This is a genomic window from Mycobacterium sp. SMC-8 (genome assembly GCF_025263565.1).
GTDB lineage: Bacteria > Actinomycetota > Actinomycetes > Mycobacteriales > Mycobacteriaceae > Mycobacterium.
In genome coordinates, this window is sequence record NZ_CP079865.1 from 5,215,385 (window position 1) to 5,228,528 (window position 13,144).

Below are 13,144 nucleotides of genomic sequence, written 5' to 3' on the forward strand. Positions count from 1 at the left end.
AATCGGAGAACTGAAGATCAGCTAACGAACGGAGGCCACCGTGACGCAGGCGGGCACCGGAACTTCCGGCGCTGCGCTCGCCACCCCGGTCCGGCGGCCCCGGCTGCTGGTCGTCGGGCTCAGCGTCGTGGTGCTCACCGTCGCGGTGCTGCAGACCGCGGTGGTGCCGGTGCTCGGCGTCATCGCTGACCAACTCGATGTGTCGTTGGTCGCGGTCAGCTGGGCCGTCACCGCCAACCTGCTCGCCGCCGCGGCTGCCACCCCGCTGATCGGGCGGCTGGCCGACCTGTACCGGAAGAAGCGGGTGCTGCTCGCGGTGCTCGGGGTCGTGCTCGCCGGTTCGGTGCTGGCCGCGGCGACCTCGTCGCTGGCGCTGCTGGTGCTCGCCCGCGTGCTGCAGGCCGCGTCGTTCGCGCTCTACCCGATCTGCATCGCGATCCTGCGGGAGGAGTTGCACCCCGACCGGATGGTCTCGGCGATGGCGGTGCTGTCGGGGACGTTGGGCTTCGGTGGCGGCACCGGCTTGGTGGTGGTCGGCCTGCTGATGAGCGGCGACGCCGGATACCACCGGGTGTTCTGGTTGACCACGGCGTTTTCAGTGCTCGTCATCGTCATCGTCGTCACCCTCGTCCCCGACCGTCGACGCACCATGACAGGTTCGGTCGACTGGCTCGGGGCGGTGGGGTTGGCGCTGGGGTTGTCCTCGCTGCTGCTGGCCATCACCCAGGCCAACTCGTGGGGCTGGGGGTCGCCGCGCACGATCGGCGCCGGAGGCGGAGGCGCCGCGGTGCTGGTGGCGTGGTGGTTCTGGGAGCGCCGCGCGGCACGTCCGCTGGTGTCGACGCGGATGCTCGCCCAGCGGTCGATGCTGTTCACCAACCTCGCGACGATCTTCGTCGGTATGGGGCTGTACTTCGCATTCCTGGGTTTGACACAGTTCGTGCAGATCGATCGGGACGCCGCCGGATACGGTTTCAGCGCCGACGTCCTCGAAGCCAGCGTGGTGTACCTGCTGCCCGGGGCGGTGACGGGGTTCGTCGTCGCGCTGGTCAGCGGGCGGTTCATCGACCGGTTCGGCGCCCGGCCGGTGCTGATCGTCGCCGCGCTGGCCGGTATCGCGGGTTTCCTGTTCATCGCGTTCGCACACAACTCGCCGTGGCAGGTCATCACCGCGAACGTGCTGGCCAACGCCTACATCAGCCTGGGTTACGGCGCGCTGCCCGCGCTGGTGGTCGGGTCCAGCCACGCCGGCGAGACCGGCGTGGCCACCAGCATGAACGCGATCGCGCGCACGGTCGGCAGCTCGATGGCCGCCGCCCTCGTCGCGGTGCTCCTCGCCCGGACCACCGTGGCGGGCGTACCGCAGGAAAGCAGTTTCACGCTGATCTTCTGTGGCGGCGCGGTGACGGCACTGCTGGCCATGGTGCTGATCGCGCTGTCACACCCGCGGACCGTGGAATCCGGCGAGGAACGCTTCGAAACGCGTGCGATGAACCACGAATGGGGTTGATCGCCGACTCGAGGCACGAGCGCGGTGACAAGGTTGCGGGCGAGCGTCAGCGAAGCTCGGCCAGATTGCACACCGAGCGGTACACGTCACCCTTGATCACCTTCGCGACCACGTTGCCGACCGGAGTGGACAGCAGCCCGCCGGTCAGCTCGGCACTCACGCTGAACGACGAGCCGCCTCCGGGGGCGGGTTCGACTTTGAGCGAGAGCGCGATGCACACACCGCCCCGGCCCTTGCCGACAAGCTCGATCTCCTTCGGCTCGTCGTAGCGGGTGACCCGCCAGTGGATCACGTTGCGGAAGCCTTTGACCTTGATCAGCGACGACACCTCGGTGTCGACGTCGATCTTGGAAGGGACGTCGCTCTTCCATCCGCCGAAGATCGTCAACCACTCGTCGAACCGCTTCAAATCCGAGGCCAGGGCCCAGGCCCGCTCGGGGCTGAGGTCGGAGGTCACGGACACATCGACTGTCGCCATGGGTTCTCACTACCCCGCCCCATCGTCGACGTAAACGGCGCCGAACCGTGACATGGAGCTGCGAAACTCGTGAGTGCGACAAGAACAGTGCCGGCCCGAGCGCAGGTCAGGCATCAGTAGATCGCTGCTCGTTGCGCGGATTCTCGCGTCGAGAGCGGGCTGCGACGAAGGAATCCATTGTGGAAATGTAAATTCGTTGCGGAATCGCTTGCGAACGTCCGCTCGATCCGCGAAGGTTTACCCACAGCCATGATGGCTGTCCCCGAGGAGGACCTGCCCTGACCGGCACACACACGACCGCTGCAGACAAGACGGCGGACAGCGCGGCCGCCCGCCCCAAGGGCGCTCCGGTGATCGAGATCGACCATGTCACCAAGCGCTTCGGCGAGTACGTCGCCGTCGCCGACGCCGACTTCTCCATCGCGTCCGGAGAGTTCTTCTCCATGCTCGGCCCGTCCGGGTGCGGAAAGACGACGACGTTGCGGATGATCGCGGGTTTCGAGACGCCGACCGAAGGGGCCATCCGCCTCGAAGGTGCGGACGTGTCGAGGACCCCGCCCAACAAGCGCAACGTCAACACGGTGTTCCAGCACTATGCGCTGTTCCCGCACATGTCGGTGTGGGACAACGTGGCCTACGGCCCGCGCAGCAAGAAACTCGACAAGGGCGAGGTTCGCAAGCGCGTCGACGAGCTGCTGGAGATCGTGCGGCTCACCGATTTCGCCGAGCGCAAACCCGCGCAGCTCTCCGGCGGCCAGCAGCAGCGCGTGGCGCTGGCCCGCGCACTGGTGAACTACCCCAGCGCGCTGCTGCTCGACGAACCGCTCGGTGCCCTCGACCTCCGACTGCGGCACGTCATGCAGTTCGAGCTCAAGCGGATCCAGCGCGAGGTCGGGATCACGTTCATCTACGTGACCCACGACCAGGAGGAAGCGCTCACGATGAGTGACCGCATCGCGGTCATGAACGCGGGCAACGTCGAGCAGATCGGAAGCCCGACCGAGATCTACGACCGTCCGTCCACCGTGTTCGTCGCCAGTTTCATCGGGCAGGCGAATCTGTGGGCCGGCCGTCGCACGGGCCGCGCCAACCGAGATTTCGTCGAGGTCGACGTGCTCGGCTCGACGCTGAAGGCACGTCCCGGTGAGACCACGATCGAGCCGGGTGGGCACGCCACGCTCATGGTGCGTCCTGAACGCGTCCGGGTGTCGATGGACGCACCCACCGGTGACGCAGCCGCCGTGCGCGCCACGGTCTCCGATCTGACATTCCAGGGTCCGGTGGTGCGGCTCTCGCTTGCCGCGCCGGACGGCTCGACGGTGATCGCGCACGTCGGACCCGAGCAAGAGCTGCCGCTGCTGCGTCCCGGCGACGAGGTACACGTGAGTTGGGCGCCGGACGCGTCGCTCGTGTTGCCCGGCGCCGACATCCCCACCTCGGAGGATCTCGAAGAGATGCTCGACGACTCCTGAGCGATTCCTGCTTGCCGACCCCATCCCCCTCCCTGGAGCCGACGAAAGGCACGTCTCACCATGTCCCGTGACATCGACCCTCAACTGCTCGCCCGGATGACCGCGCGCCGTACCTCGCGCCGCCGCTTCATCGGGGGTAGCGCCGCGGCCGCCGCGGGCCTGACCCTCGGTTCGTCCTTCCTGGCGGCCTGCGGGTCCGACAGCGGCACGTCGAGCACCACGGCCGAGGACAGCGGTCCGGCCAGCGGCACTCTGCGTGTCTCGAACTGGCCGCTCTACATGGCCGACGGTTTCGTCGCCGGCTTCCAGACCGCGACGGGCATCACGGTCGACTACAAAGAGGACTTCAACGACAACGAGCAGTGGTTCGCCAAGGTCAGGGAGCCGCTGTCGCGCAAGCAGGACATCGGCGCCGATCTGGTGGTGCCGACGGAGTTCATGGCCGTGCGCCTGCACAATCTGGGCTGGCTCAACGACATCAGCGACGAGGGTGTGCCGAACAAGACGAACATCCGGCCCGACCTGTTGGAGAGCAAGACCGATCCTGGCCGCAAGTACAGCGCCCCATACATGTCCGGCCTCGTCGGCCTGGCCTACAACCGGGCCGCGACCGGCCGCGACATCACGTCGATCAACGACCTGTGGGATCCGGCGTTCAAGGGAAGGGTCAGCCTGCTGTCCGACGCTCAGGACGGCCTCGGGATGATCATGCTGTCCCAGGGGAATTCGCCGGAGAACCCGACCACCGAGGCGGTCCAGCAGGCCATCGACCTGGTCCGCGAGCAGAATGACCGCGGCCAGATCCGCCGGTTCACCGGCAACGACTACGCCGACGACCTCGCGGCGGGAAACATCGCTGTGGCACAGGCATATTCGGGTGACGTTGTACAGTTGCAGGCCGACAACCCCGACCTTCAGTTCGTCGTCCCCGACACCGGCGGAACCACGTTCCTGGACACGATGGTGATCCCATACACCACGCAGAACCAGAAGGCCGCCGAGGCGTGGATCAACTACATCTACGACCGCGCCAACTACGCCAAGCTGGTGGCGTACACCCAGTTCGTCCCGGTGCTGTCGGACATGACCGCCGAACTGGAGAAGGTCGACCCGGCCGCGGCGAGCAACCCGCTGATCAACCCGCCCGCCGACGTGCTGGCGCGGTCCAAGAGCTGGGCCCCGCTGACCGACGAGCAGACGCAGGAATACAACACCGCGTATGCGGCCGTCACGGGCGGCTGACGCGGTGACAGCGCGGACGCGAGGAGCTTGAGTACATGGCAGGTGTCGCCACCAGCAGCCGTCAGCGGAGCAAGGCCGCTCCGTATCTGATGGTCCTGCCGGCGCTCGCGTACCTCGCGATCTTCTTCGTGGTGCCGTTCTTCTCGCTGGCACGGACCTCCCTGTCGGAGACCGCGGGCTCGGTGTTCATGCCGACGCTGACGTTCGCCTGGGATCTTCAGAACTACGTCGACGCGTTCACGCTGTACCGGGAGCAGATCTTCCGCTCGTTCGGCTACGCGTTCGTCGCCACGGCGCTGTGCCTGTTGCTGGCGTTCCCGCTGGCATATGTCATCGCGTTCAAGGCCGGCCGGTTCAAGAACCTGATCCTGGGTCTGGTGATCCTGCCGTTCTTCGTGACGTTCCTGATCCGCACGATCGCGTGGAAGACCATCCTGGCCGACGAGGGCTGGCTGGTCAGTGCGCTGGGCACGATCGGGCTGCTGCCCGACGAGGGTCGCCTGCTGTCGACGAGCTGGGCGGTGATCGGCGGGCTGACCTACAACTGGATCATCTTCATGATCCTGCCGTTGTACGTGAGCCTGGAGAAGATCGATCCGCGGCTGCTCGAAGCGTCCAAGGACCTCTACTCCGGGGCCCCGCGCAGCTTCCGGAAAGTGATTCTGCCGCTGTCGATGCCGGGCGTCCTGGCCGGCAGCATGCTGGTGTTCATCCCGTCGGTCGGCGACTTCATCAACGCCGACTACCTCGGCAGCACACAGACCACGATGATCGGCAACGTCATCCAGAAGCAGTTCCTCGTCGTGAAGGACTATCCGGCCGCGGCGGCGCTGAGCCTGGGTCTGATGCTGCTGATCCTGATCGGCGTGCTGCTCTATACCCGGGCGCTCGGTACGGAGGATCTGGTATGACCACCCAGGCCGGGGCGGCGATCGCCACCGCAGCATCGCAGGACCCGAAGCCGAAAAAGGTTCGTACCCGCCCTAATTGGGGTGACCTGGTGCTGCGGTTCGCGGCCGCTCTGGTGTTGTTGTACCTGTTCCTGCCGATCTTCGTGATCGTGTTGTTCTCGTTCAACAAACCTGCCGGCAAGTTCAACTACACGTGGCAGGGCTTCACACTCGACAACTGGCTGGACCCGTTCAAGTACCCCGCGCTGACCGAGGCCCTCAAGCTCAGCCTGAACGTCGCGGCGGTGTCGACGGCGGTCGCGCTGGTGCTGGGAACTCTGGTGGCGATCGCACTGGTGCGCCAGCGGTGGCGCGGCCAGCGCGCCGTGGACACCTTCCTGGTACTGCCGCTGACCGCCCCCGAAGTGGTGATGGGCGCTGCGCTGCTGACACTGTTCCTGGACTTCAACACGGCCGCCGGCTACCTGACGATCGTCTTGTCGCACATCGCGTTCGAGGTCAGCTTCATCGCGATGACGGTGCGGGCCCGGGTGCGCGGTTTCGACTGGACGCTGGAGGATGCGTCGCTCGACCTCGGCGCTAGCCCGGCGCGCACCTTCTTCAAGGTGACGCTGCCCCTGATCGTTCCGGGCATCGTCGCGGCGGCGATGCTGTCGTTCGCGCTGTCGCTCGACGACTTCATCATCACCTACTTCGTCAGCGGCGCCGAGGTGACCTATCCCCTGTATGTGAACGCCGCGGTGAAAGCCGCGGTGCCGCCTCAGATCAACGTGCTGGCCACCGCGATCCTCGTGGTGAGCCTGCTGCTGCTGGGGGTGAGCACGCTGTACCGGCGCAAGAGGTTCGAGGGCTGACACGATCTGCCGAGTGTCGTTGGTGCTGTCAGCTCTGACGGATCAGGGGTTCAGCCGCACCCTGACGGTGACCCGACCCTGCTCATCCTGGGCGGCCACGGCGTGGCCGGTGCGGTCGGCGCCGTCGAAGTTCACCCGGATCACGACGGCGTCCCCCGATCGCTGGTAGTTCACCGGGGTCTGGAACGTCTGGCCGGACCGCCTGCCCGTGTAGCGGATCACGACCATGGCACGGCGCACCACCGGGCCGATGACCGGCGCGTCGATCAGGCGCGCCGCACCGGCATTGAACACGCCGACGAGCGGCGAGTCGAAGATTCCTCTGGACATGGATCCACGCTAACCGGGGCTCAACCGACTTCGAGGGGTACCGGCGTGGTCCGGGTGCCGGTGCGCGCGGCGCCGACGCCCGCGGCCACCACGAGCCCGATCCCGACCACACCCAGCAGACCCGGTTCCTGGTGCAGGATCAGCCATCCCAGGATCATCGCGAAGGCGGGCTCCAACGCCATCAAGGTGCCGAACGCCGCGACGGTGAGCCTGCGTAACGCCAGCAGCTCCAGCGCGAACGGGATGACCGGCAGCAGCACGGCCAGACCGACCCCGATGAGCAGGATCTGCGGGGTCATCCGGCCGAAGACGGCAGGCCCGACGGTCAACGTCGCGACCAGTCCGGCGACCGGCATCGACACCGCCAGCCCGTTGATGCCGGCGACGTCGTCCCCGACCTTCTGGGTGAGCAGAATGTAGCCACCCCAGCAGACCGCCGCACCGAGCGCGTACCCGACCCCGACCGGGTCCACCGCGGCGCTCCATGGCTGGGTCAGGAGCAACACGCCGACAGCAGCCAACCCCGGCCAGGCCCACCGGCCCTGCCCGCGGCCTCGGGCCACCGCCACCCCCAGCGGCCCGAGGAATTCCAGCGCGCTCGCGGTGCCCAGCGGGATCCTGGCCACCGCGGCCATGAACAGCAACGTGATAGCGGCGGTGACCACACCAAGCAGCACACACATTGCAAAGGTGTTGCGGGTGAAGGCTTTCCTCCGCGGCCGAACGATGACCAGGAACAGCACCCCGGCCCATGCCAACCGCAGCCAGGCCGCGCCCTCGACGCCGACGTCGTCGATCAGCGTGACGGCGATCGCCAGTCCAAGCTGCACGCACACCATCGAGCCCACCGCCATGAAGGCACCGGTGCGCGCCTGATCTGTCGCCATCAGGGCATTGAACGGGATGCCGACCGTTGCGGTCCACGTGATTTTCCAAGACATACCGTTCGCGAATTACGAACGGTCGGTGGGCACTCCTATTTTCAAGACGTTTGAGATTTTGCCGAAAAGGTACATGTCCAGCCATGATGAGGAATTTCACGCTCCGCGCACCGCTCCTGATGGCGGCCGCTGCCGCCGCCGCTGTCGTCACCGCGCCCGCCGGATTCGCCTCTCCGGGGATTCTTCCGGCCGGGGGCCCGCCCGGATGTTATGACCCGGCCGGCACCGGCTGCGCCGTGCTGCCGCCTATCCCGCCCGCCCCGGGCGTCGCAGGCGCCGTGCCCGGTGGACCCGCAGGCGTGGCCGGACCCGGCGGCGTCGCAGGCGCCGTGCCCGGTGGACCCGCAGGCGTTGCAGGACCCGGCGGCGCGGCAGGCACGATCCCCGGCGGACCGGGCGGCGTGGCCGGACCCGGCGGAGCCGCGGGAGCGATCCCGGGCGGCCCCTCGGGGGTCGCTGGTCCCGGCGGCGCGGCAGGCTGCATCCCAGGCGTGGGTTGCGCCAGCGTTCCCGCCCCCTGAGCGCAATCAGCTCACCTGAGCGAGCACCTGCTGCATGCGTTCCTCCCGCGGCATCACCGGCCCGTCGCCGGGTATGTCGGTGATGCCCAGTCGGCCAGACCTGTGGCGGTCAGCATCGACGTGCGGTTGGCGGCGAGCACCAGCGCGTGGTCGTCGCTGTGGCCGGCGTCGACCAGCATCGCGCCGAGCAGACTGATGACCGCCATCTTGTAGGCGTTGAACGCCCGGTACCAGCACCAGTTCCCGGATGCTCGATGCCGCGTCGCCTGGTCGTCTCAGCTTGGCGACCGATCGCGCACTCGCCCGGTCGACCCGGCGCAGGATCAACCCGAGCAACAGGTCGTCGCGGTTCAGGTAGTAGCGGTAGACGGTACAGCGCTCGGCCGCATCCAGCAGGCGGTCGCGGGCCTCGTCGTCGTTGAGCAGCGCCCGGTCATCGCCCCAGTTCCGGCACGCCCCAGAAGTCGGCATGACGCCGATGCTGCCACGTGGGCGCCTCTGCCCGGGACGTACTTTGCCTAAACTTCGGGCAGCGGCTGCCACTGGCGCGAGACCGACCCGCTCCAGCGGGGAGTGCGCCGCTCCATGAAGGCCGCCACGCCCTCCCGCGCGTCCGGGCCGCCCATGACCCGGTGGTGCAGCGCGGTCTCCAGCGCCGCCACCTGTCGGGGCCGGTATCCGTACATCATGGTGTCCCACAACAGTCTCTTGCTCAAGGCCGCCGACATCGGTGCGACGTTGACGGCGATGTCGGCGGCGAGCGACATGGCCTCCGTGAGGACCTCCGCTGCCGGCAGGCAGCGCGACGCGACACCCAGCGCGGCCGCCTCGGCGCCGTCGAAGCTGCGTCCCGTCAGCAGCAGATCGGCCGCCACCGCACCACCGACCAGGTGCGGGAGCGTCCAGTGCGACATGCAGTCGCCGATCACCCCACGGCGCGACTGCGCCACCGCGTAGGAGGCGCCGGCCGCCATGATCCGGATGTCAGCCTGCAGCGCGAGGGTCAGCCCGATGCCGACGGCGTGGCCGTTGACCGCCGCGATGACCGGCGTCCGGAGTTCGAACGCCGCCGGATCGGTGGGCGAGGCGGTGAAGGAGTCGCCGGCCTCGGTGAACGGTCCTTTCCCGCCGACGAGGTCAGCTCCCACACAGAACGCGTCACCGGCCCCGGTCAGCACGATGGCACGGACATCGTCATCCTGGTCGCACTCCCGGTAAGCGGTGTTGAGCAACTCCCCCATCTCCGCGGTGTAGGCGTTGCGCCGCTCGGGCCGGTTGAACGTCAGCACCGCGACACCGTCGGCGACGGTGACGGTCAGGTCGGGCATGCGGCGAAACTTACCGACCCGGCGCCGCCTCACCGGAGAGAATCCGGGGATGGACACCCGCCGCCTGGAACTGCTGCTGGCACTGTCACGCCTGGGTTCGATGCGTGCCGTCGCCGACGAACACCACCTGACCACGTCCACGGTGTCCCAGCAGATCGCCGCGCTGGCTCGGGACATCGGAGCCAAGCTGATCGAACCCGAGGGCCGCCGCGTGCGTCTCACCCCGGCCGGCCGCCGCCTGGCCGATCACGCCGTGACGATCCTGGCCGCGGTCGACAGCGCGCGGCGCGACCTCGACCCCGACGCCGAACCGGCCGGTACGGTCCGCGTCGGCGGGTTCGCCACCGGCATCCGGGTGTCGCTGCTGCCCATCGTCGCCGACCTGGCGGTGCGTTACCCGGACGTCGAGGTCGTCATCAGCGAGTACGAACCGATCGAGGCGTTCGCGCTGCTGATCGCCGACGATCTCGATCTCGCACTGACCTACGACTACAACCTCGCGCCGGCCTCGCCGGGCGCGGCCCTGGACGCGGTGCCGCTGTGGTCGATCGAGTGGGGGCTGGGGGTGCAGTCGGGAACGGATGCCGACACTGTGCTGACGGCGTTCGCCGACGCCACCTGGATCGTCAACTCACGCAATACCGCCGACGAGACCGCGGTCCGCACCCTCGCATCGCTGGCCGGTTTCACCCCGACGATCGCACACCAGATCGACAGCCTCGATCTGGTCGAGGACCTCATTGCGGCGGGGTTCGGAGTGGGTCTGCTCCCCCTGGGCAGGCCCACCCGTGCCGGGGTGACCGTGCTGGATCTGCAGAACCCTGCCGTCACCCTGACGGCCTACGCGGTGACCCGGCGGGGGCGCTCGGCGTGGTCCCCGCTGCGCGCCATCCTCGACCGGATGCGCCCGCCGTCCGGCGACCTGTTGCGCCCGCGGTGGCCACGCCCCGAGGCCGGCCGGTGAGCCCGCGCGGCCTGGTTTGCCTCCCCAGACCCCGGGGAACACAGGCCTCATGTTGATCCGACGTGTAGCGCGCCCGATGCTGTCAGCAGTGTTCATCTCGCGTGGGGTCGAGGCGCTGCGAAGCCCGAAACCCGCCACCGACGCCACCCGCCAGACCCTCGAGGGCCTGAGCAAGCTGCCCGACCCGGTCGGCACCAATGTGCCGTCGAACGCTGAGACCGTCGCAAAGGTGACCGCCGCCGTGCAGATCGGCGGCGGCCTGCTGCTGGCGACCGGACGCCTCCCCCGGGTGGCCTCGGCGGCGCTGGCACTCAGCGTGGTACCGAGTTCGCTTGGCGGACATGCTTTTTGGAACGAGAACGACCCGCAGCGAAAGACCGACGAGCGGCGCGCCTTCATCACCGACGTCAGCCTGATCGGCGGTCTGATCATCGCCGCGGTGGACACCGAGGGCAAACCCTCGCTGGGCTGGCGTGGTCGCCGCGCCGCGCGCAAGGTCTCCGAGGCCGTGACGGCGGCTCTGCCTGCGGGCGCCGCGGCAGGGGGTTCCCTGACCGACAGCCCGCTCGCGGACAAGGTCGGGCACGGCCTGCACGTGGGCGCCGAGCGCGGCCGCGAGCTGGCACACGTCGCCCGGGAGCGCGGCGGGGAGCTGGCGCATGTCGCCCGCGAGCGCGGCGGCGAGCTCGCCGAGGTGGCCCGCGAACGGGCGCCGGAACTTGCTGAGGTGGCTCGCGAGCGCGCCGCGGAGTTGGCCGAGGTGGCCCGTGGGCGGGGCACCGAGTTGGCCGAGGTCGCCCGCGAGCGCGCTCCTGAGCTCGCCGACCTGGCCCGCGAACGCGCCGAATTGGCCCGCCAGCGGGCGGCGGTGCTTGCCGATACCGCCAACGTCGAGGTCAAGAAGCAGAAGCGCCGGCTGCGCTGAGCTCCGGGCCGCGGCGCCTCAGCCGCGGGGCGCGTAGCTGTAGTCGATCTTGTCGCCGTCCACCGCGGTGACCGTCAGGATGAACGCCGCGCGCTCGGGGCCGTCGGTCACCGCGCAGTCGACGGTGTTTCCCGGTCGGCCCTCCAGGTCGCCGGTGCACGTCGCCGACTCGGGACGCCGTTTCAGGTGCCGCGCGAGTTCGTCGAGAAGCGAGGTCTCGACCTCCGCCTTCGTCAGCATCGGCACCAGGTCGAAGTTCATCATCAGGCCGTCGACGCTGGTCACCTCCGCGGTCCTGCGCAGGATGGCGCCGGCGACTGTGACATCGCAGTGGGTCACCTCGCCCACGTGGCCGTGTAGGCCCGTCTCACACCTGACCTGCGAAGCGGGCGGCCCGCCGCCGTCGTCCACCAGGCGGGCCACCGCGCGTTGCACCTGCTCGACGGACAGCGCCGGAATCAGCTCGTAGTCGATGGTCTCGCCGTCGACCGCGGTCACGGTGACGATCGGCTCGAAACTGTTGGTGGGACTGACGATGACCTCGCAGCGCGCCGTCTGTCCGACCTCGCCGACCAGTGGATCCTTGCACGTCACCGATTGTGGCTGTTCCCCCGCTTCGCCCAGCCGCGCCCAGATGTCGGCCTGCAGATCGTCGGTGGCCACCGCGGGCAGGCCGGACGCTGCCTCGACGTTGCAGCCCGCCAGCGCGGCCGCGGCCGCCGCCGCGACGGCGAGCCGACCGGTGGCCTTCCTCATGGGTCAATGGTGGTTGACTGCCAGGGTGCCCCGCAACCGAACGCTGGCCCGCCGTCTGCACGACCGCGCCGAACCCGTGCACGCCGTCACCTATTTCGCGCCGGAGTGCCGCGCCGCGCTCGACGGCCTCGGCTACCGCGGCTTCTGGATGGGCTACTTCGCCGCCCGCTCGGCCCCGCTCGGCGCGGTACCGGCCGCCGTGGTCACCGCCGCGTTCTACAACTTCGCCCCGGAGCGGGTCGCCAAGGCCCTGCCCGCGGCCTGGGACATCGCCTCTCCGGCCCTCGCGCTGACGGCGCGCCGGGAGGCGGCGGTGGCGGCGCTGCGCCGCAGCGGGGTGACCGACGACGCGGCGGCCACGGTCGCCGATCTGACCGCGAAGGCGCTGGCCGGCGCCAACGTCGGCGGTCGCCCCCTGTTCGCCGCCAACGCGGCGCTGGACTGGCCCGCCGAACCTGTGGCCAGGCTGTGGCACGCGAGCACCCTGCTGCGCGAACACCGCGGTGACGGACACGTCGCCGTGCTGACCGCAGAGGGGGTGTCCGGGCGTGAATGCAACGTCCTGCACGCCGCGGCCGGCGGGGTCCCCGAGGAGATGATCAAGCGCGCCCGCGACTACGACGAGGAGCAGTGGGCCCGGCACCGTGGCGCGCTGCAGCAGCGGGGACTGCTCGACGGGGATGGCGCGCTGACAGCGGCCGGACGCGAGTTCAAGCAGCACATCGAGGACCGCACCGATGCGCTGGCGCTGTCCGTGCTGGACGGCCTCGAGGACGGCGAGGTCGAGGCGCTGTTCCGCACGCTGACGCCGATCGCCCGCGCGGTGGTCGACGCCGGCGACATCCCGGAGGGGACACCGATGGGACTGAGCCGCGCCGACCTCGACGACGACCGCGCGCACCTGTGCTGACG

14 protein-coding genes and 1 pseudogene are annotated in these 13,144 nt (G+C 69.1%); 9 read left to right on the top strand and 6 right to left on the bottom strand.

Going from position 1 to position 13,144, the window contains the following annotated elements; all coding sequences use genetic code 11:
• Positions 1-40: 40 nt before the first annotated feature.
• A complete protein-coding gene (locus KXD97_RS25145; protein ID WP_260753240.1) occupies positions 41-1,510 on the top strand; it encodes an MFS transporter in 1,470 nt (489 codons plus the stop codon).
• A 46-nt stretch (positions 1,511-1,556) separates the two neighbouring features.
• On the opposite strand, the gene KXD97_RS25150 is transcribed toward KXD97_RS25145, so the two are convergent.
• A complete protein-coding gene (locus tag KXD97_RS25150) occupies positions 1,557-1,988 on the bottom strand; it encodes an SRPBCC family protein (protein WP_260753242.1) in 432 nt (143 codons plus the stop codon).
• A gap of 350 nt (positions 1,989-2,338) precedes the next feature.
• On the opposite strand from KXD97_RS25150, the gene KXD97_RS25155 reads away from it, so the two are divergent.
• From KXD97_RS25155 to KXD97_RS25170, 4 genes are read left to right on the top strand one after another with little or no spacing between them, the layout of a single operon-like run.
• Complete coding sequence (locus tag KXD97_RS25155; protein WP_313901326.1) at positions 2,339-3,460, top strand: ABC transporter ATP-binding protein; 1,122 nt, start codon at positions 2,339-2,341, stop codon at positions 3,458-3,460.
• Positions 3,461-3,520: 60 nt separating this feature from the next.
• A complete protein-coding gene (locus KXD97_RS25160) occupies positions 3,521-4,702 on the top strand; it encodes a spermidine/putrescine ABC transporter substrate-binding protein (protein ID WP_260753247.1) in 1,182 nt (393 codons plus the stop codon).
• 35 nt (positions 4,703-4,737) lie between these two features.
• The gene (locus KXD97_RS25165; RefSeq protein ID WP_260753248.1) at positions 4,738-5,613 is read left to right on the top strand and encodes an ABC transporter permease; all 876 of its coding nucleotides are present in this window, start codon (positions 4,738-4,740) and stop codon (positions 5,611-5,613) included.
• Positions 5,610-6,467: an ABC transporter permease gene (locus KXD97_RS25170; protein ID WP_260753249.1), complete on the top strand. Its 858-nt coding sequence runs from the start codon at positions 5,610-5,612 to the stop codon at positions 6,465-6,467. The genes KXD97_RS25165 and KXD97_RS25170 overlap by 4 nt, the downstream gene beginning before the upstream one ends.
• A 42-nt stretch (positions 6,468-6,509) precedes the next feature.
• Here KXD97_RS25170 and KXD97_RS25175 read toward each other — a convergent pair whose 3' ends face one another.
• The gene (locus KXD97_RS25175; protein ID WP_260753250.1) at positions 6,510-6,797 is read right to left on the bottom strand and encodes a nitroreductase/quinone reductase family protein; all 288 of its coding nucleotides are present in this window, start codon (positions 6,795-6,797) and stop codon (positions 6,510-6,512) included.
• A 20-nt stretch (positions 6,798-6,817) separates the two neighbouring features.
• Positions 6,818-7,684, bottom strand: a complete 867-nt coding sequence (locus KXD97_RS25180) for a DMT family transporter (protein ID WP_260753252.1) — start codon at positions 7,682-7,684, stop codon at positions 6,818-6,820.
• 137 nt (positions 7,685-7,821) lie between these two features.
• On the opposite strand from KXD97_RS25180, the gene KXD97_RS25185 reads away from it, so the two are divergent.
• Complete coding sequence (locus KXD97_RS25185; RefSeq protein WP_260753254.1) at positions 7,822-8,259, top strand: hypothetical protein; 438 nt, start codon at positions 7,822-7,824, stop codon at positions 8,257-8,259.
• Between the two features lie 6 nt (positions 8,260-8,265).
• On the opposite strand, the pseudogene KXD97_RS25190 reads toward KXD97_RS25185, so the two are convergent.
• A pseudogene (locus tag KXD97_RS25190) lies at positions 8,266-8,492 on the bottom strand (phosphotransferase family protein); the annotation flags it as partial.
• Between the two features lie 285 nt (positions 8,493-8,777).
• A complete protein-coding gene (locus KXD97_RS25200; protein WP_260753257.1) occupies positions 8,778-9,587 on the bottom strand; it encodes an enoyl-CoA hydratase/isomerase family protein in 810 nt (269 codons plus the stop codon).
• A 49-nt stretch (positions 9,588-9,636) separates the two neighbouring features.
• Here KXD97_RS25200 and KXD97_RS25205 point away from each other — a divergent pair, with 49 nt between their 5' ends.
• Both KXD97_RS25205 and KXD97_RS25210 read left to right on the top strand, forming a co-directional pair.
• Positions 9,637-10,551: a LysR family transcriptional regulator gene (locus tag KXD97_RS25205; protein ID WP_260753258.1), complete on the top strand. Its 915-nt coding sequence runs from the start codon at positions 9,637-9,639 to the stop codon at positions 10,549-10,551.
• 49 nt (positions 10,552-10,600) lie between these two features.
• Complete coding sequence (locus tag KXD97_RS25210) at positions 10,601-11,476, top strand: DoxX family protein (RefSeq protein WP_260753259.1); 876 nt, start codon at positions 10,601-10,603, stop codon at positions 11,474-11,476.
• A gap of 18 nt (positions 11,477-11,494) precedes the next feature.
• Here the strand turns inward: KXD97_RS25210 and KXD97_RS25215 are convergent, their stop codons facing one another.
• On the bottom strand, positions 11,495-12,232 hold the full coding sequence (locus KXD97_RS25215) for a DUF4333 domain-containing protein (protein WP_260753261.1): 738 nt from the start codon (positions 12,230-12,232) through the stop codon (positions 11,495-11,497).
• Here KXD97_RS25215 and KXD97_RS25220 point away from each other — a divergent pair.
• On the top strand, positions 12,231-13,142 hold the full coding sequence (locus tag KXD97_RS25220) for an SCO6745 family protein (protein ID WP_260758143.1): 912 nt from the start codon (positions 12,231-12,233) through the stop codon (positions 13,140-13,142). The genes KXD97_RS25215 and KXD97_RS25220 overlap by 2 nt on opposite strands.
• The last annotated feature ends 2 nt before the right edge of the window (positions 13,143-13,144 follow it).